Raw genomic sequence first — 18395 nt, 5'->3', positions numbered from 1 at the left:
CGGCCGATTCGGTTCGTACCGGCTGGCCGATTGGTACGAACAGGACGAAGCGGTGTCTTCGGTTACATTCATATACAAAACGGACAAAAACGATTTTTCGAACTATCGTTTCGGCGTTTCGGGGTACAATCAATTTATGCTGTTTTTTACGCAAAGCGACAAGCTGCGTTTTTCGGCGGAATACCGCGCCGACACGGAAAGCATTTGGAATGTCAAATTCGAGGCGCTGTGGGACAGAGCCGGAAAAACAAGCATCGTAAAAGACGCGTTTGTGTTTTTATTTTCCCGGCTCACAAAAAACGAAGCGGATGCGGGAAACATCCGGCGGCAAGATGCCGTTACGCTTTCACTGGGAACGGGCGGCTCGAACAAAAACAAAATTCTGCAAACATACGGCTTTCGCCACAGTGCCGAATTCGACATAAACGCATACGCAAAAGCAAGCGTGTTTTTCGGAACGGAAATATCGTTCTACGATGCTTCTTTCGGCATAAAAAACAACGCGGGACTTTCGGCAAAAATACGCTTTTAGCCGTATTTATAGTCGAACTTTATTTGAGCGGAGCGAAATAGCCCGTTTCGTCGCGGCCGGAACGGTTCAGCAGGTAGGTTTCGATTTCCACCGGTAAAAATGCGCGTCCGAAATCGGTCGGCAAACTGGACATGTACGAAAATCGGTATATGGGACAGGGAAGAGCGATAATGTCCTTCACAAGCGAAGCGATTCCTTCCGGCCTGAATATATAATAGTGTTTTCCCGGCGTTTCGCGGGTAAGGTAATCTATTTCGGCGGCGACGGTTTGCCGGTCGAGCGAAACGTTCAAAAAGGAAATACCGTTGTTATTCAGGTAAGCGCTTATATCGGCTAAACCGTACTTTGTAAACGCCTGCGTTTTTGCGCCGCCCGCGCTCAAGTATACGATCGCCCGTTTCGGCTCGGCGTTGATTAAATCGTTTGCGGCAAGACGCACGGCCAAATCGACGGCGACGGTTGCCGAAGGAGAAGTTTTAAGGTTTGCCGACGAAAACTTTTGCATACGGGAAGGATTTCCCGCGTATTCAACAAGAGGCACTTTGCCGGCCGACACAATGCGCAGCGTTCCCCTGCCCTTCATTGCCGAAGCGATTTCCCTTACCGCGGTATCCGTTTCCTGCCGGCACTTTGCGGAATCGTAACTGCGGTCGATAATAATGCTTATATCGCACACATCGTTCGAGTCGGCGCTGCCGATGAGCTTTTGCTCGGCGGCGGGGCGTTTTTCTTCGGTTATAAGAAAGTTTATGTCTTTTAGGCCGACGATCGGACGGCGGCTGCGGTTTTCGACGCGCACGTCAAGCGTAACGGACGGAAACTTGTCCGCATACACGCGCTCGACTTGCACAAAAAGCCCGCCGATAAGTTCGTACATGCGCGAAAGAATAACCACTTCGTTGTTTTTAAAATCGGCGGCAATAATGTTGCCGTTTGAATCCATGTCCGCGCAGGTAAGCCGGACGGGAGCGTTCCCCGTGCGCGCAATTTCGTTGACGGCGCCGCTGTAACGGTCCAAGGCCAGCACTTTATTCGTGTCCGCCGCGATAAGATACCTTCCGTGCGAACGCAGCGCTTCCGGACGGGAAAGAACGCCTTTTTCGGTAAGATTGTCGATATAATTTCCCGCGGTATCGTATACGGTAACGGCTCCCGTAGAAGCGTCGGCGACAAACACGCGCTCGTCGGCAACGGCAATGCCCGCCGGCGAAGAAAATTTGCCGAAAGAAAACAGCCCTTCGCCATCGGCGCTGAAAACGCTCACGCGGCCGTTTCCGTAATCGCTTACATATACGTTGCCCGAAGCATCCTGCGCCAAAAACTGCGGGCCGATAAGCTGTCCCGCGCCCCTGCCCTTCGAGCCGAAGTATTTTATAAAGCGTCCGCGCGGATCAAGCTGACAAAGGCGGTCGCCGGCGTATTCGGAAACGAGGAGGTTTCCGTTCGCTTGGCGCAATATGTCTACGGGACGGTCAAATCCGTTTAAGGGGCCCCGTATGCGGTTTACAATCAAGCCGTTTACATCCAGCTGCAAAATCTCGTTCGAACCGTAGGCGATAAGCAAAACGGAACCGTCGTCCTGCGTCAAAAGCGACAGGGGCTGACTGAAGTGCACGCCGTCGGCGGTTTTTCCGGGAAAAGTGCCGGCTTCGGTAAAGCGGAACGATGCTTCGCTTTCCTGCCCGATGCGCCGGTTTTGCACGATTTCTATTTTATTTTGCAACAACAGTCCGCCGTAGCCCGCTTCGGAAGCGAGCTTCCATTCCTGTAAAGCGGCGCCTTCCATGCCGGAGCGGTAATAGGCTTTGCCGAGCCAATCGAGTATGAGGTTTTCGGTCGGAAGATACGACAGGGCTTTTTCAAATTGAATGACGGCGTCGTTAAACGCGCCGCGGTACCATGCTTGAACGCCGCGGCGGAATTCCTGCTCGGCGTTTCCCCTGTCGGCGGCAGTCGGACTTGAGGTCTGCTGGGAAAAAATCGCACCCGGAATAAAGATTTGAATCAAGAAGAATAAAAAAGCAAAGGCCAAAACAGTTTTTTTCATATCGTTCCCCCGAGCGAACTATTGTACATCTTCGTCAAACAAAACCGCGTAATGTTCTTCGATTTCGGCATTTTTGATTCCGCTTTCTTTCGCTTTTTTTATGTACATTTTCGCTTCGCCTGTGAGGCCCAGTTTGTAATAAGCCCAGCCCACGGAATCCGAAAAAGCGGCGGAATCGGGCCGCATATCGAGTGCCCGCTTGCACAGCGACAAAGAACGCGTAAGGTCTTTTCCGAGACAGGCAAGAACATAGCCGAGCCCGTTCAAAGCGGTGGGACTGTTCGGATTCAACTCGAGGGCTTTTTCGTAATATTCTACGGCTTTGGAAGTTTCTTTTTTGCCCCATTCAACATAGGCAAGGGCGGCATATACTTGAGCGCTTTTATATCCGCCGGCTATAAGCTGCTGAAGCTCGAAATCGGCCAAACGGCTGCGCCCGGTAAGACTGTATATAACGGCAAGAGCGAACCGGCACTGATTTACGCGCTGCGGTACGGCATCGCCGGTAACCACTTGCTCAAGATACAAAACGGCTTCGTCGTAGCGTTCAAGGCGCGCATAGCACAAACCTATGTAATACGCCAAATCGAAACCGCCCGAGCCTTCGTCGAAAGACTGCGCATCCGGTGCAGGCAAAGACAAAAAAAGAGTCAGTGCATCGGTATAATTACCCGAACGGTACAAGTCAATACCGTCCCGCATAGTTTCCGCCATAATCCTCCCTTTATTATGCCGATTCATTGTACCATAAAAATGCGCTGCGGTAAATCCCGTTTTAATTTTACTTTTACGGCATCTTAAAAAAATCGTCGGGGATGTCGAAAAAGCCGCCCGCGCTGCACGGCTGGGCAAAAACGCGGCTTACCGATATGAACCCTTCCTGAACCGCCGTATAATCGTTATCCGCTTTAAGGGGCGCAAGTGCCGTGCCGCCTTTAAAAAAGCTGTATAAATGCCCGTCGGGCGCATCCCAAAGTTCGGCCGAATCCCGGTAATCGCGCTTTGCCGGAACCGTCATCCGCCACCCTTTGTAAGACGGCAGATCCCGCGCGTTTATGTTTACAAAGACGTCTTCGGCGCACAAAGAGATGAGGTTCGCCAAGTTGTCGCGCACAAAGGCGGCAAGCGGTCCGTAGTTCCAATCGCCCGTTTTCGATTCCAAACTGACGGCGATTCCGGGAATTCCGTGTAAAGATGCTTGGCGTGCGGCGGCGGCCGTTCCCGAATACAAAATATCCGTTCCGATATTGCCGCCGCGGTTAATGCCCGAAATAACGGCATCGGGAAGTTTGTCCATAAGGCGCTTTGTTCCCACATCGGTACAGTCGGCCGGCAGCCCCGAACATTTAAACATGCGCTCTCCCGTCTTTTTTATGCGCAGGGGCTGCGTCATCGTAAAGCCGTGCGAAACGCCGGAACAATCCTTGTCGGGGGCGACAACGTATACCGTATGGTCGGGCGAAAGAATTTCAATAAGCGTTTCCAAACCCGCGGCCCCGAAGCCGTCGTCGTTCGTCAATAAAACAGTCATGCATTCCTCTCAAGCTAAAAGTACGGCTGCCCCGCCTGCGGGTTTTACTTCGTAACAAACCGGATGAAAGCCGAAAATACGTTCGTATTCGGCCGTTTTTTTTCTGAATTCTTCCACGTCGCTTGTTTTAAGAATCGTATATAAGCAGCGGCCGAAACCTTTTCCGGTAATGCGCGAACAGGCGGTCGGCTTGCGCGACGACGTTACTTCAAACTCGAGCACGCGCTTTACAAGCCAATCGATTTCGGGACATGAAATATTAAACAAATCGCGCATCGATTCGTGCGACTTGTTTACGGCGCGCGCAAACAGCGAAAAATCTCCCGTACGCAGTCCTTCGGCCGCATCCATAATCGCGTTGTGTTCTTTCATAACGCATAAAAGGCGGCGCCTCGTGTCTTCGTTTACAACGGAAAGTACATCATTGATTTCCACGTCGGAATCGTTGTATACCCAAAAGCCTTTTTTTTGCAGCTTCAATTCGGCCATAAGCAAAAAGTTTTCGGGAATGCGCAGCGTTTCTTCGTCCCACACCGAAACGCGCGGCACACGGGCGTCGGTGAGCAAAACGGAGTATCCTTCAAACTCGAAAGGAAGCGGCGTGCTCGTATTTTTGGAATGATCGATGAGCAAACACGTACGCGGCTGTGCATATAAAGCGGCGTACAGATCGGCAATATAATTTCCGGTATTCAAAAAGAATTTGTTGCCGCGTTCTATGGCTTGCAAAATCTGCGCATCGGAACAGGGATGTTTAAAAAGGGTTTTGCACACAAGCGCCGTTGCAACCTTTATCGCCGTCGTTATGCCGAATCCCGCCGACGGCAGTATTTCGGTATAAATGGTTACATTCATACCCTTGCATTCAAAACCGCAGGAATTAAAACCGGCGATAACGGCCTTCAGCGCATTTGCCCACCTGTCTTCCTTGCGGAATTTCAACGTGGAAACATTGCCCCGCTTGCGCTCGTTTATTTGATGAAAATAAAACCGCAAAGAAGAATCCTGACGGGCGGATGCCGCAATAAATACCGGCAAATCAATCGCCATCGATAAGGTTTTATCTTTGAAGTACCATGTATGTTCTCCGATAAGATGAAAACGTCCGGGAGCGGAAACTACGACATCGGGTTTTTTATCATATTCCTTTTTGTGAATTTCGATTACCCGCTTCATTTTTGCAAGATTACCACCTATGCGTTGTATTGATTCTCAGAAACGAAATCATGTATGATGATAATATAATGAAAGGAATTTTACAAGTTTTTTATGCGCTTTTTTCTTCAATAATTATGGCTTTTGCCATACAAAACGAGTTTTTGCTCTTCGGCTCGCCCCTTTTGGGACTTTTCGCCCTCGTTCCGCTGTACTTGGCGCTTGCGGAGTGTAATTCCTTTAAAAACGCGGGGCTCCTGACCGCGCTTCAAATGCTGTGTACGCACGTATTTTCAAGTTTTTGGCTCGGTTATTTTAAGGACTTTGCCGTTTTTACGCTCGGAGCGACAACGGCGGTGTACGCCGTGTTCGGCTATTTTTTAGGCGGCTTATTTTTTGCGCCCTTTTATTTGACGCACAAAGACACGCTTGCCGAGCGGTCAGGGCTTAAGCCCTTTAATGTTCCCGTGCGCGTTTTACTTTTTGCCGCGCTGTGGACAATTTACGAATGGAAAAAGTCGACCGGCTTTTTAGCCTATCCGTGGGGCACGCTGGTTATGAGCGCGTGGAAGTGGAAGCTTGTAACGCAGATTGTCGATATTACCGGAACATGGGGCATAAGCTTTTTATTCGCGCTTTTTAACGCGCTTATAGCCGAAGGACTTTCGCTTTTTGCGCGCGGCGGCGAACGGTACTCCGGCTATCCGACGGGCATCGGCAATCCGGTACACAGCCGCGGAGCAACAAAGGCCGTATCTTTTTCGTACGCGCGCACGGCCGCTTTTTGCGTCGTTCTTTTTATGCTCGCTTGTATCTACGGCATCCGCCGGTATACCGAAATGCGCGTTCCCGTAAAAACCGTGCGCACGGTTTTGGTTCAGCCGAATTTCAATTCATGGCTTTCCGAACAGGGCGAAAACGCTTTGGAAGACGCGATTGCACTTACCCGGGAACAGCTGAATGACGCGCAAAACCTTGTTGACAAACCCGACGTTATTTTGTGGTCTGAAAGCACCCTGCCCTATGCGCTGCCGAATGCGCTGACTTTTTATGAAGACTATCCCGAAAGCGATCCCCTTCTTCCTTTTATTGCGGAGAACGGGGTGCCGCTCATTACCGGCTCTCCGGTGGAATTGACGGCCATGTCCGAGGCAAAAAGCTCTGCAAGCGGCATGCGCGAATTCAACAATGCGGCGGCCTACTTCGACAAAGAAGGTTCGTGGTGCGCGTTTTACGGCAAAGTTCAGCTTATTCCCTTTGCCGAAGTAATCCCTTATTCCGACACGCGCTGGATGCAAACTCTTATGCAAAGCATTGCCGGTTTTTCAAGCGGATGGACTCCCGGCAAAGCGTTTACCGTCTTCGAACTTCCGCTTAAAGCGGGCAGCGTAAAGGCCGGTACGCCCATTTGTTTTGAAGACGCTTTTCCCTCCGTGTGCCGCAAACTTTTTTTTGCGGGAAGCGAAGTTTTTTTTAATCTGACAAACGACGAATGGTCGAAAACCGGTTCGGCAGAAATTCAGCATTTTGCGATCGCTTCGTACCGCGCTCAGGAATTCAGAACGACACTCGTGCGCTGTACAAACGCGGGCTTTACGAGCATAACCGACCCTGCAGGGCGCCTGCTGTACAGCCTGCCGCTTTTTGAAAAAACCGCCGGCACATACGACGTGCCGATTTACGAGCGTACGGTTACCGCTTACGCCCGCTTCGGCGATTGGCTGCCCATTTTGCTGCTTTTCATGTGGGCAGCCTTTTATGCCGGTACCCGGGGATTCGGAATGAAGGGAAGTCGGCAAAAGCGGTAGACTGAAGTTTTTGGGCAGCACTTCGCGGACGGTCAAGTTTCCATATGCATTTTTAAGCTTTTGTTTTACATACATCTTTAGCGCGACGCTCCTATGTTTACCCATCTTCGTTTTTTAGAAGTTAGCTTCCTTGTCCGCTCCTCCTTCGTTATTCTTTCTCTATATCTAAAATTTGCTGTACCAAAATTCCTTTCTACACTACTTATTCATATCCAATTCATACGGATTATAAAACAATCCTCGCTCTCGGTCTTCTAACTCGTAGTCACTATTTTTAAGCCATATATACAAGGGATTATTGTATTTTGGTACATATACCCCCGAATGAATATGTGATCCGTCTGATCGCCCGCTACTCCCTGCCAGTGTAAGCATCTCATACTTTTTCCCTACGGTCAAGCATAATACAGCCGTTTTGATACCCCGGTAAACCGAAAGTACTCTGAAACCAAAAGATTTTATCTGCCGGAAGAGTTCCGCAAGGTGTAGGAAAGATTTCTCCAGTTGTAGGAAAGTTAGAGAGAATTGCCTTACGACAAACTCGTTTATTTACAACTTTTGCCGACATCCATATCGGACAATTTAAAGATCGCGGCACGGATGCCGCAAAAACCGTCAGTAATCGATGTTTTGGCAGGCGTAAGCCTGTCAAAACTCGGGTTGAAAATCGGACAGGACGTCCGATTTTTAACGCTGTACACGTCCGGACGCGTTGCCTGCGGCAAGCGCTTTTACCTCATCGACCGATACGTGATTAAAATCGTACTCGATTGTGTGCTTTAAAGCGGAAGCGGCGGCGGCAAACTCCACCGCATCGGCTCTGCCGTAGTTTTCGAGCAGCGCATAGATAAGGGCAGAACCGAACGAATCGCCGCCGCCGACGCGGTCAACAATCCGAATCGTATACTTTTTTGAAAAAAAAGCTTCGGTTCCGTCGTACAACATAGCGGCCCATTCGTTTACGCTTGCGGAAATGCTGCCGCGGAGCGTAATAGCGACCTTTTTGCAGCCGAAGCGTTCACACAGTTTTTTCGCAACGCCGACATAGCCTTCGCTGTCAAGTTTTCCGCCGGTTATATCGGTACGTTCGGCCGCAATGCCGAACACGTCGGAAGCGTCCTCTTCGTTCGCAATACACAAATCGATATAGGGCATTAAAGACGACATAACCTTGCAGGCTTGCTCTTTTGTCCACAATTTTTTGCGGTAGTTAAGATCGCAGCTGACGGTCAAGCCTTTTTCTTTCGCCTTTTTACACGCTTCAAGACAGATATCGGCCAGAGAAGCGCTTAAAGCGGGGGTAATGCCCGTAAAATGGAACCAGTCGGCGCCTTTAAAAATGTCGTCCCAGTTAAAATCGCCCGCACTCGAAAGAGCGAAGGCCGAATCTTTTCTGTCGTAAATTACCTTTGAAGGCCGCTGGCTCGCTCCTTTTTCGATAAAGTACAAACCGAGCCGCTCGCCGCCGCGCACAATGTACGAGGTATCGACGCCGAAACGCCTCAGCTCGTTCAGCGCACTTTGTCCCAATTCGTTTACGGGAAGCTTCGTTACATAACGGGCGTTTAAGCCGTAATTCGCTAAAGAAACGGCAACGTTCGCTTCGCCGCCGCCGTAACTTATTTCCATTTCGTCGGCCTGTACAAAGCGTTTAAAGCCCCTCGGGTTTAAACGCATCATGATTTCGCCGAATGTAACAATCGTTTTATCCATAAGTAAACTCCGTTACTCTCACTTATTTTCCGTTTCGCTTCAGTGCGAAAGGCGCGCTTTGTTCCATAAGTCGACGGCGCGCGCAGCGCGGCGCTCTATTTCCGCCCAGTCTTTTTTTTGAATCAAATCGCGCGAAGCGATCCACGTGCCGCCGACGGCACTCACCTGTGCAAGCGAAGCGTACTCGGTCATGTTGTCTTCCGAAATACCGCCGAGCGGAAAATAACGTAAGCCCAAATGCTTATACGGCGCCGACACGCTCTTTAAATACGAAACGCCGCCCAAGGGCGCGGCCGGAAAAAACTTTAAAAAGGTGCAGCCTAAAGCGTAAGCCGCTTCGATTTCGGTAGCGGTGGAAACTCCGGGTGCAAACGGAAGACCGCAGTTTTGCGCTTCGCGCACAATCGCTTCGTTTAAGCCCGGCGAAACCGCAAATACCGCTCCGCGTTCTTTTACGCGCGATGCCTGTCCGGGCAAAATCACCGTTCCGATTCCGATCATCATATCGGGAACTTCTTTTTTGATTAAAGAAATCGACGGTTCGGCCGCTTCGGTGCGCAGCGCAAGTTCTATCGCCGTTACGCCGCCTGCGACCAAAGCCTGCGCAACCGGAACGGCGTCTTTTTCCGAATCGATTTCCAACACCGCAACGATGCCGTTGCGCGCTATTTTTTGCTGAATAGATTCGTCCATAACGGGTTTCATATTTTACCTCTCGTTTATCGGCGACTATTATAGCACATTATGCGTTTATCCGCAAACGCCGTTTTTCACACATATTGAAGAAGATCTGAATCCGAGCTTTTAGAGGGTCGGCATTTTATCGTGTTGACTGCGCAGCGCTGTTCAGTGTATTATTATGCGATGTTTGAAGTAAAAGATACCGATTTTTTCGATTTGGAAGAAGACGATTTCGACACCGTTTTGGCTTCCGACATAACTTTTTCCGGCACGATCCGCTTTGCCCAACCCTTTATGATTAAAGGAAGCATGGACGGCTCGATTCATGCAACGAGCGACTTGGTTGTGGATACGCAAGCCGTCGTCAAAGCCGATATCGTCGCTCAACGCGTACTGGTGCGCGGAAAGGTTACCGGAAACATCGAAGCGAAAGGCTTGGTGTTTGTAACATCCGGCGGTTCCGTTACGGGCGATATTACATCGGAAAAAGTGGTGCTTGAACCCGGCAGCGTCTTTACCGGCCGCTGTACGATGCTTCAGGCAACATGAGGGTACGAATGAAAAAAAATACGCTTTATTTTATTTTGCTTTGTTTTATCGGCGCCGCATGCTTTGCGCAGGAGAATCCTCCGGCAAACGAAAACACGGTTCAGATAACGCCTTCGGCCCCGGCATCGCCGACCGCTCCCGCAACGGTTCAGCCGGCACCGGCCGCCCCGACGGCTCCCGCGACGGTACAAAACACGCCGCCGGTACAAACGGCTCCGGCGGCACCTTCCGTACCGCGTACTCCCGCGGCACAAAGTACACAAAATGTCCAAAGTGCGCAGCGGCAAAGACCCGACGCGCTTAAATTATATTCGGCAGGGCGCTACAGCGAAGCGATTACCGTCTGCGAGCAGGAAATAGCCGAAAAGCCCGGTAACGTGGAATCATACGTGGTGCTGTGCTGGAGCCTCGTGCGCAACCGTCAATATTCCGAAGCCGAATACTGGGCTTTGCAGGGGCGGCAAATATCCCGCTACGACCAGCGTTTGGTTGAAGTTTTGGGAGAAGCGAAATATTTTTTGGGACAAAACCGCGAAGCGCTCGCGCTTTTTCAGGAATACGTATCGCTTGTCGGCGAAAAAGGCGGCAGACTCGGCGAAGCGTATTATTTTATGGGCGAAATCTATATACGGCTTGCGCGCTACAACCATGCCGACATCGCGCTTTCGCAGGCGGTGCGTACGCAGTCGCTTTACGATTATTGGTGGACGCGGCTCGGCTACGCGCGCGAAATGGCGGGCAGCTTCGCTTTGGCGCTGACGGCATATGAAAAAGCTTTGGAGCTTAACGCGGGTCAAGCCGACGCTTTGCGCGGCAGAGACAGGGTCCGCGCCCGGTTATAAGTGCGTGATCCGGCACAAAAGAGCGTCGTCAGATTCGAAACGCTCGGCTGTAAATTAAATCAAATAGAATCGGAAGGAGCGGCACGGGCATTCGCCGACCGCGGTTTCGACTGCCGCATGGCAGGTGTTGCCGCATCATCGCCGGTCGACACGGATACGGTGCTGTGCATTGTAAATACCTGTACGGTTACCGCTAAAGCCGAACAAAAATGCCGCCGCATGATACGTTTACTTTTGGAAAAATATCCGGCTTCCGCGATTTTGGTAACGGGCTGTTACGCTCAGCTTGACGGAAGCCTCTTGCTTGCCATGGACGACAGAATCGCCGTGCTCGGCGGCAAAAGCAAAGACGCTTTGGTAAAACTTCCCGCCTTTTTAACTTCATTTATAGACCGCCGCACGGATTCACAAAGCCCGGCCGGGATTCAAGCAGAAAACACAGCCCAGAATGTGTCTTTTCCGCTTGCCCTGGCAGACGGACTGCGCCGGCTGTACGCACAAAGCTTTGAAGACGCCCGTGAATCCGATGAAGCCGGCAAAACGCAAAGGCTCAAACCCGTTTTTGCAAAATCGGCGCCGGCACCCGTACAAACGGCGGGAGCGGCCTTCGCCCTTTCGACCGATACCTTTTTGCAGCATTCACGCCCCTCGCTCAAAATACAGGACGGCTGCGACAGCCGCTGTTCATACTGCCGCATTTGCCTTGCGCGCGGTTCTTCCGTATCCCTGGATCCCGAAACCGTGCTGTCGCGCGTGCTTCAGCTTGAAAAAATGGGGCACCGCGAAGTCGTGCTGACGGGCGTAAACCTCGGTCAATACGGTTTTTCAGGCATAACCGGACTGCTCGGCTTTTTGCTCGACAACACAAAGGCCATATCGCTGCGGCTTTCGAGCCTGCACCCGCAAATCGTCGATGAAAAACTCTGCGCCGTTTTGGCGCACGAACGCGTAAGACCGCACTTTCACCTTTCGGTGCAATCGGGAAGCGACGCCGTGCTGAGCGCGATGAAGCGGCCTTACCGCTCGCAAAGCGTATACACCGCCGTCGAAAACCTTCGCCGCATCAAAAAAAAGCCCTTTATCGCATGCGACATTATTGCGGGCTTTCCCGGCGAAACACAAGCCGATTTTAACGAAACCCTCGAATTGTGCCGCACCTGCGAGTTTTCATGGATACACGCTTTTCCGTTTTCGCCCCGTCCCGGAACGGAAGCTTTTTCGATGAAAAACGCCGTTCCCGCAAGCGAAGTGAAAAACCGCATACGCGAGCTTTCAAATCTTGCCCTTGCGCAAAAAAAAGCGTATATAGAAAGCTGTGTCGGAAAGGATTTTAAAGCCGTCGTCGAAAAATACCGGATCGGCCAGCTGCGCGCCGTTACCGAAAATTTTTTGCACGTGCAAATACAAAACGGAGCGCGGGAACCGGCTCCCGCCTCGAAGTATGAAAACCTGGGCGGACAAGAAGTGTTCCTTCGCATAGATGCCGTACACGAAAGCGGCCTGCACGGCGAAGAATGCGAAGCTTTCGCGTCGTTTATATAATTGTTTACATTTCCCGTTTTTTTGTTGTTTTTTTATCGAATATGAGATATTATACATATAAGAGAGATTATAATGAAAAAGATTACTTTTAATGTGTGTTTGTATAGCGCCCTTTGTACGGTCTGCGTCTTGTTTTTTTCGTGCGAAATGTTTACGACATCGCTTGCAAAAGGAGCGCGGCGCGACCCGAGAGAAACTTTGAAAAATCTTTCGGCAAGCGAATTGATTGCCTTTTCGCAAACAACCTATACGGCCGACAGTGAAATCTTAACTGCGACCTTTGAACTTTTGGGCAAAAAAAACAAAGAAGAATTGAAAAACCTTTCCCTCAAGGAAAAAGAGCAATTCCTCGATTTATTGCCCGATGCGGGCTTCCCGATTAAAAACTTAAAAACGATCGCCGCCGAAGCCTTTCAAGTCGGGCAAAGCGGAGCGACGGAGGAGTCGGATAAAGCTTTTGTACAAAAACTCATAACCGCGGTACAGCTTTTTGACACCGAAGCCGCCTCAACGCTTTTAAGCGACCCCGCGGTAATGAAAAACACCGATGAGGGAAAGCTGGCAACGGCCGCAGTTACGCTTATGATTCGGGTTACGGCACAAGTCGGCCATGAAAAGATAAAAGAGAAAATTCAAGAATTTACAACCTCGACGCCTCCGCCACCTCCGCCTCCTCCCGGCGGCAGCGTCATCGATTTTAAAACAATGCCGGCCGGCGATATCGTTAAAGCCATGCTCGGCGCAAATGGTTCGCCGAACGCGATCGGAACCCCTTCAAACAGGACGGCATTAACGGCTGCAGTGTCGGCAATCAAACTGTTATCGGGAGATGCGGCTGCAGAGGACTCCGACGGTCATCCCGTAGGCAGAACTATCGAGCCGGCTACGGTAAAAGTCGGCGGCAGATTTCCCTTGGATAAATTATTAAAGGCATTTTTTTCCCTTGGATAAATTATTAAAAGCATTTTTAGGTTAAGCTATCGGTGGATATTATGAGTAAGACAATTAAAATAAGTATTTTTTGCACGATTTTTCTTTTCAGCTGCGTTTCCTTTTTTGCGTATGCACCGCAGCGCATCGAACCGGTCGATACCCGTTCGGAAGCCTTCGGCGGCCCGCACTACGCCGACGTTTCATCGCTCTATACGCTGTTTTCAAACCCTGCAGCCCTTGCATTTACCGAAAGCAAAACGCTGTGGCCGCCCATCGTCGCCTTCGGTACGGGCGGTCCGCTTACTAAAATGAATGAGATTGCCTGGGATATTATTATAAAAAAACTCGACACAAAAGACCAGCAGGCGCTTATGAATAGAGTCGTCGACCTTATAGGCGATACGGGTTTTAACACAAGCGAACGGATCGGCGGCCCGCTTACCTTCGGCGCCATCCGGAATAATTTCGGCTGGGGCTTTGTAAACACAACCTATACGAACGTCAACGTTTTTTCCGTTTCGCGCTCGGACATCCGCGCCGGTTCCGGCTTGGCTTTTGTTGCAGGCTATGCCCTCCCCTGCGATTTGGACAAAGCGGGAATATTATCGATAGGAGTTTCCGGACGCGCCGGCGTGCAGTTCGAAACCGAATACACACAGGCGGTTACCGACCTTATAAACGGCTCTTTTAACAATATCCCCTATTACCTTTCTTTGGGAGCGGGTTTCGACATGGCCGCGCAATATAAAATAGGCGCTCTGAGCCTTGCGGCCGTGTGGCAGGACGTATATTCGCCGGTATGGACCAAAACCTATGCCGACCTCGGCGCGCTTCAGTCGGGAGCGGGAAGCGCTTTTGAGCAAAGCAAGATCGACTCAAAGTTCGGTTTCGGCGCACGGTTCGACATTCCCGTTAAAGAATGGGCGGGCAACATTGTTCCCGAATGGGCCGTGTATGCCGATTACAACAATATTTGGCCGCTTATTACCAAGCAAAAAATATACCGCAACCCGATTCTCGAATTATCGTTCGGAACGGAAGTGCTTTTGTTCAACAAGGTGCTTGCGCTCAGGGCGGGCATACACGATATGTACCCCGCGGCGGGCATAGGTTTGAATTTGGGCAAAAAATTCAAAACGGACTTTTCGGTATTCGGCAAAGAACTCGGTTTGGAGCCCGGTTCAAATCCGCAGCTGAATGCGGGATTTTCGATGTCCATAAAATATTGATAAATCACGCAAAAGGGTATTGACTCTTTTTTTCCGATAGGCTATGCTGGTTGAGCATTCAATTCCGAAAAATGCAACGGGCCACTAGCTCAGTAGGTAGAGCAACGCCCTTTTAAGGCGTGGGTCACGTGTTCGAATCACGTGTGGCTCACAAAACCGTTTGTAAACGCGCGTTTGCAAACGGTTTTTTTATGCCCGCATAGCCTACCACTTATTGTACACGTCTTCGGCAAAGGCGGGAAAATGTTCTATGTGAATCGTTTTGCCGTCGTCAAGAACCGCATTCCCCGTAAAATATCCGAAAACCTGATGCTGTACGCTTTGAATGACGCCCAAATTCGTGCTGCCGGCACGGTCGACCGCGGGAACAAAATTCATTTCAAAGCGCTTGTCCGACGAAGTAAAAACCCACGGCTTAAGATAGCTTTCGGCGGGAATATGGAAAAATACGTCTTCAAGTTTATGGATTTTACCGTCGTAAAAGATGACGTTTTCGCTGGCGGGCGTCCGGTCGGTAAAACCGTAGCCGAGATTAAAGCCGAAGGGTTTGCTTTCCGCAAGGCCGCTCCCGCTTGCCCAAAACCAGCGGTTTTTTCTTGTCCAGCGGCCGCGTCCCCAATCGAGTACGGCCCATGCTTCGTTCTTTTCGAGCCGGACGGTTTCGCTTCCGAATTTTATTTTGCCGCCGACCGGCATACAGTTTACTTTTTCGTTAAGGTAAAAACAGGTACGGTTTTCCTTCCACGAAGTGGCGATATTCATGCTTTCGTGATCGGCGTTTTGAATTAATTCAAGTTCGGCGTCTATGCCGGCATTTCCGTTTGCCAAAATCAGGCTCGGTGCGCGGATGCTCAAAAAGCGCGACGTTCCTTTTTTTTCGAACGAAAGGCTCAGGTCTTTGCCGTCGAACGAAACGCCGTTGTCTTCGGCGGAACTCGCGCTCAAACCGGTTTTCCCGAACGTAAAGAATTTCATCGTATCCTTTTGCGCAAAGGAGCGCGCCTTATAGTCTATAAACGAAACCGAAAACAAAGCGCCGAAGCCCAAATCGGCGATCGTCGCGTTGAGCGACCATTGGGCTTTCGCATTCGTAATACTGTAATAGTCCCATTCTTTTATCGCAAGTTTGCCCGCTTTAATTTTTGAGCGGTCGTACTTCCATACGGGGCGGCGCGCCCACCCTTCTTCGATAATGCGGCCGCCGGCATCCAAAAGATCGATTGTGTTCGTTACTTCGTGATTCATCGCATCCCCCTAAAAGCGCAACCGCGCCGAGCGAATCAGCCTCGCAAAAATCGCAGTTTTGATTTTATCAATTATTTACAAAACCCGTCATTTTCCAATATACGGATTCTTTTGCGGCTGCATCGAATGGCGCGTTTTGTTATGTTACAGTGTAAATAAAACGGCGAAAAAGCGAGGCTCGGCTCGCGAGGCGCTTTGAGCGTTTTTCCGGGGTTATTTTACCCAAAAAGCGCAACCGCGCCGAGCGAAACAGCCTCGCTGAAATCGCAGTTTTAATTTTATCAATCATTTACAAAACCCGTCATTCACATTATATATCGGCCGGGCGCTCATTGCAAGGAAAAAAGAAGAGCAAAGGCTGCGGCACGCATCGGCGTATTTTCTTTTAAAACACGGTTAATTAAAAATATGCGTTTTTTTTCGGAAAAACTCTCTTTTTTTGTCAACCGAACCTAATAATATACAGGACAATGCACTGAATTCAGACATCACAGGGAAAAGACAAAAGGAGATAAATTTATGGAAAAGGACAAAGCGGAAATCTTAAATCCAAAAACCGATTGGGTATTTAAATTGATGTTTTCAAAAGGCGAGGAAGGCAATAAGGCTCTTATCAGTTTTCTCAATGCCTTTTTGAAAGAAACCTACGGCACAAATATTACAGAACATGTTGTTTGGTTGCGCTTTTTATAGCTATTTATTCGCAGTGCTCAAAACTCGATTACGTACAACTTGCCCATACATCGTGTACGGAACGGATAAGAGGGGGCGATAACACCTATGGCTGTGGCACAGATGGGGTTCCGAGCCCGCAAAAAATTCTGCACAAGCGAAGCGCGGAAGCCTTTTTGCGGGACGGGTTCCCATCTGTGCCCTTCAAACGGGGTGTCTTCTCTCCCCTTCAATTTATTTACGTTGCGTTAAACGAACTTATCGGATATACTATGAGTAAGGATATCGCGGATTACACGGCAAAGGATTTTTGGATACGGTTTTTAAGCAACTATGCGGAAGATATGGAATAATAAGTTTTTAATCGGGGCGTTGCGGGGTATCCCCGCAGAGGGGGCAGCGGAAGATGCGCAGGAAGGGAACCTGAAGCGCAGCTGAAGCGAGGGGGAGGCCTCCCCCTGCCTACCCAAAGAGGTTTTTGCCTCCAAGTGAATCGCGGAGTTCTCTTTCAAAGTCTTCTTTTAAGGCTGTTTCTATACAACCGCTGATATGTATGTTTTCGGCAAAATCTTCGGCCGTAACTTTTACGCCGAACTTTTTTAACAAACGTTTGCAGGTTTCATAATCTTCGTACGAAAGGCGCAGGCCGAATTCTTCCCGTTCGGTAAAAACTTCGGTGTGTGCAAGGGCAAGCACGGATTGTGCGGCTTGTGTGTACGCTTTAACCAAGCCGCCCGTTCCCAAGAGGGTGCCGCCGAAATACCGCGTTACGGTCAGCAAAATATCGGTGCAGCCGAAACCTTTAAGAACGGCAAGCACGGGACGGCCCGCAGTACCGGCAGGTTCGCCGTCGTCGGACATGCCCATAATTTCGGCGTTTTTTCCGAGTGCGAACGCGTGAACCACGTGAGAAGAGTCGGCGTATTTTTGTTTTTGCGTTTTCAGTAAGGCGCGTACGTCCCGGTGATTTTTTACGGGAAAGATTTCGGCAATAAAGCGCGATTTTTTTACGAGCGTTTCCGAGCACGCGCTTTCCAGCAAAATGTTCACGTATTTTCCGGCAATAAAGCGGCGTCTTTTTCGCGTTCGGCCTCGTACACGGCGGCAAAGGCGATGCGCAGCCTGATAAGAGCCATGTACAGGCACAGCATGTACAGCATGCGCAAAAAAGCATCGAGAGGCGACGATATGACCGAAAAATCGAAAAGACTTTGAGCGAGCAAAAAAATCAGCACAAGGGCGGCGCATAATAAATAGAGTCCGCCGCTTTGTAGGCAAAACAACACAAAAGCGATACGCTTTTTTTTCGTGACTAAGGCGCTTTTATGCAATGCTTGACGCACGGGAAGGGAGGGATCGTCATATAAAAAAAACCACACAAAACCCCAGCGCACGTATAAAACGGCTAAAGTCACAAACACACAGATAATCGTAACGGCAAGCAGCATATTCAACCGAAAACTGCCGGGAAAAAAAGTCGATGCGGCCCAACCGAGCGCGGAGGCCGAAAACAGCGCGAATATATACGTCAGCATAAAAAACAAAGCTGTCCGCACTCCCCGCTTAAAATCCCTAAAGCCCGTAAACAAGTGCCCGATCACCGCGTAGCGGCCGGTGTACAATAAGTCTGTCAACACAAAGCAGCCGTATTGCAAAAGATAGGAAATTACCAGGCTTAAAAGAAGCGAAATAAAAAACGGTGCCACTGTTTGGAAGCTGAGCTGAATCGACTGATTTATATTAAAAGGCGCTATAAAAATAAAAAACGCAAAAGCGGAAATGAGGGCCGTAAGTAATTCGGCAAGCGCAAGCTTGGGTAAATTCCGCAGAGCGCACAGACGGACAGCCGGCAAAAGTTTTTTAAACGGATTCACGCTTCCCCCTTTTATTTTTTATCGACTGCACTTCGACGCATT

Annotated in this window: 15 protein-coding genes, 1 tRNA gene and 1 pseudogene; 8 read left to right on the top strand and 9 right to left on the bottom strand. The window is 50.0% G+C overall.

Annotated features, from left to right (window positions below; all coding sequences use genetic code 11):
• Positions 1-551 precede the first annotated feature (551 nt).
• The 4 genes from HMPREF9194_RS02285 to HMPREF9194_RS02270 form a co-directional block, all read right to left on the bottom strand.
• Positions 552-2579, bottom strand: coding sequence for an NHL repeat-containing protein (locus HMPREF9194_RS02285; RefSeq protein WP_016524752.1), 2028 nt, complete (start codon positions 2577-2579; stop codon positions 552-554).
• Positions 2580-2597: 18 nt separating this feature from the next.
• Entirely contained in the window at positions 2598-3293 is a 696-nt protein-coding gene (locus tag HMPREF9194_RS02280; protein WP_040846126.1) for a tetratricopeptide repeat protein, read from the bottom strand.
• A gap of 73 nt (positions 3294-3366) precedes the next feature.
• Positions 3367-4110 carry a 5'/3'-nucleotidase SurE gene (gene surE, locus HMPREF9194_RS02275; RefSeq protein WP_016524750.1) on the bottom strand — a complete coding sequence of 248 codons (744 nt, stop codon included), beginning with the start codon at positions 4108-4110 and terminating at the stop codon, positions 3367-3369.
• Between the two features lie 9 nt (positions 4111-4119).
• Positions 4120-5286, bottom strand: coding sequence for a galactokinase (locus HMPREF9194_RS02270; RefSeq protein WP_016524749.1), 1167 nt, complete (start codon positions 5284-5286; stop codon positions 4120-4122).
• 68 nt (positions 5287-5354) lie between these two features.
• Between HMPREF9194_RS02270 and lnt the strand changes: the two genes are divergently transcribed.
• On the top strand, positions 5355-7073 hold the full coding sequence (lnt, locus tag HMPREF9194_RS02265) for an apolipoprotein N-acyltransferase (RefSeq protein ID WP_016524748.1): 1719 nt from the start codon (positions 5355-5357) through the stop codon (positions 7071-7073).
• Between the two features lie 687 nt (positions 7074-7760).
• Here lnt and HMPREF9194_RS02260 read toward each other — a convergent pair.
• Complete coding sequence (locus HMPREF9194_RS02260; RefSeq protein ID WP_016524746.1) at positions 7761-8786, bottom strand: sugar kinase; 1026 nt, start codon at positions 8784-8786, stop codon at positions 7761-7763.
• A 39-nt stretch (positions 8787-8825) separates the two neighbouring features.
• Complete coding sequence (locus HMPREF9194_RS02255; protein WP_016524745.1) at positions 8826-9491, bottom strand: bifunctional 4-hydroxy-2-oxoglutarate aldolase/2-dehydro-3-deoxy-phosphogluconate aldolase; 666 nt, start codon at positions 9489-9491, stop codon at positions 8826-8828.
• Between the two features lie 159 nt (positions 9492-9650).
• On the opposite strand from HMPREF9194_RS02255, the gene HMPREF9194_RS02250 reads away from it, so the two are divergent.
• From HMPREF9194_RS02250 to HMPREF9194_RS02225, 6 genes are all read left to right on the top strand, one after another.
• The gene (locus HMPREF9194_RS02250) at positions 9651-10016 is read left to right on the top strand and encodes a bactofilin family protein (RefSeq protein WP_040846489.1); all 366 of its coding nucleotides are present in this window, start codon (positions 9651-9653) and stop codon (positions 10014-10016) included.
• Between the two features lie 8 nt (positions 10017-10024).
• Positions 10025-10858: a tetratricopeptide repeat protein gene (locus HMPREF9194_RS12430; RefSeq protein ID WP_016524743.1), complete on the top strand. Its 834-nt coding sequence runs from the start codon at positions 10025-10027 to the stop codon at positions 10856-10858.
• Entirely contained in the window at positions 10859-12400 is a 1542-nt protein-coding gene (gene mtaB / locus HMPREF9194_RS02240; RefSeq protein ID WP_016524742.1) for a tRNA (N(6)-L-threonylcarbamoyladenosine(37)-C(2))-methylthiotransferase MtaB, read from the top strand.
• A gap of 72 nt (positions 12401-12472) precedes the next feature.
• The gene (locus tag HMPREF9194_RS02235; protein ID WP_016524741.1) at positions 12473-13351 is read left to right on the top strand and encodes a hypothetical protein; all 879 of its coding nucleotides are present in this window, start codon (positions 12473-12475) and stop codon (positions 13349-13351) included.
• Between the two features lie 41 nt (positions 13352-13392).
• On the top strand, positions 13393-14562 hold the full coding sequence (locus HMPREF9194_RS11750) for a hypothetical protein (protein WP_016524740.1): 1170 nt from the start codon (positions 13393-13395) through the stop codon (positions 14560-14562).
• A 78-nt stretch (positions 14563-14640) separates the two neighbouring features.
• A tRNA-Lys gene (locus HMPREF9194_RS02225) sits at positions 14641-14713 on the top strand.
• 53 nt (positions 14714-14766) lie between these two features.
• Here the strand turns inward: HMPREF9194_RS02225 and HMPREF9194_RS02220 are convergent.
• On the bottom strand, positions 14767-15807 hold the full coding sequence (locus tag HMPREF9194_RS02220) for a DUF2804 domain-containing protein (RefSeq protein WP_016524739.1): 1041 nt from the start codon (positions 15805-15807) through the stop codon (positions 14767-14769).
• A 519-nt stretch (positions 15808-16326) separates the two neighbouring features.
• On the opposite strand from HMPREF9194_RS02220, the pseudogene HMPREF9194_RS12050 reads away from it, so the two are divergent.
• A pseudogene (locus HMPREF9194_RS12050) lies at positions 16327-16458 on the top strand (PD-(D/E)XK nuclease family transposase); the annotation flags it as partial.
• A gap of 483 nt (positions 16459-16941) precedes the next feature.
• Here HMPREF9194_RS12050 and HMPREF9194_RS02215 read toward each other — a convergent pair.
• A complete protein-coding gene (locus HMPREF9194_RS02215; protein WP_016524737.1) occupies positions 16942-17529 on the bottom strand; it encodes a YigZ family protein in 588 nt (195 codons plus the stop codon).
• Positions 17526-18353 carry a hypothetical protein gene (locus HMPREF9194_RS02210; protein ID WP_016524736.1) on the bottom strand — a complete coding sequence of 276 codons (828 nt, stop codon included), beginning with the start codon at positions 18351-18353 and terminating at the stop codon, positions 17526-17528. The genes HMPREF9194_RS02215 and HMPREF9194_RS02210 overlap by 4 nt, the downstream gene beginning before the upstream one ends.
• Positions 18354-18395 lie beyond the last annotated feature (42 nt).

The organism is Treponema maltophilum ATCC 51939 (genome assembly GCF_000413055.1).
Classification (GTDB): Bacteria; Spirochaetota; Spirochaetia; order Treponematales; family Treponemataceae; genus Treponema_C; species Treponema_C maltophilum.
This window is presented reverse-complemented; position numbering and strand designations above follow the sequence as displayed.

Coding starts and splice junctions, on each gene's coding strand:
- HMPREF9194_RS02285 (WP_016524752.1), bottom strand. CDS start 2,579: ATGAAAAAAACTGTTTTGGCCTTTGCTTTTTTATTCTTCTTGATTCAA.
- HMPREF9194_RS02280 (WP_040846126.1), bottom strand. CDS start 3,293: ATGGCGGAAACTATGCGGGACGGTATTGACTTGTACCGTTCGGGTAAT.
- surE (WP_016524750.1), bottom strand. CDS start 4,110: ATGACTGTTTTATTGACGAACGACGACGGCTTCGGGGCCGCGGGTTTG.
- HMPREF9194_RS02270 (WP_016524749.1), bottom strand. CDS start 5,286: ATGAAGCGGGTAATCGAAATTCACAAAAAGGAATATGATAAAAAACCC.
- lnt (WP_016524748.1), top strand. CDS start 5,355: ATGAAAGGAATTTTACAAGTTTTTTATGCGCTTTTTTCTTCAATAATT.
- HMPREF9194_RS02260 (WP_016524746.1), bottom strand. CDS start 8,786: ATGGATAAAACGATTGTTACATTCGGCGAAATCATGATGCGTTTAAAC.
- HMPREF9194_RS02255 (WP_016524745.1), bottom strand. CDS start 9,491: ATGAAACCCGTTATGGACGAATCTATTCAGCAAAAAATAGCGCGCAAC.
- HMPREF9194_RS02250 (WP_040846489.1), top strand. CDS start 9,651: ATGTTTGAAGTAAAAGATACCGATTTTTTCGATTTGGAAGAAGACGAT.
- HMPREF9194_RS12430 (WP_016524743.1), top strand. CDS start 10,025: ATGAAAAAAAATACGCTTTATTTTATTTTGCTTTGTTTTATCGGCGCC.
- HMPREF9194_RS02235 (WP_016524741.1), top strand. CDS start 12,473: ATGAAAAAGATTACTTTTAATGTGTGTTTGTATAGCGCCCTTTGTACG.
- HMPREF9194_RS11750 (WP_016524740.1), top strand. CDS start 13,393: ATGAGTAAGACAATTAAAATAAGTATTTTTTGCACGATTTTTCTTTTC.
- HMPREF9194_RS02220 (WP_016524739.1), bottom strand. CDS start 15,807: ATGAATCACGAAGTAACGAACACAATCGATCTTTTGGATGCCGGCGGC.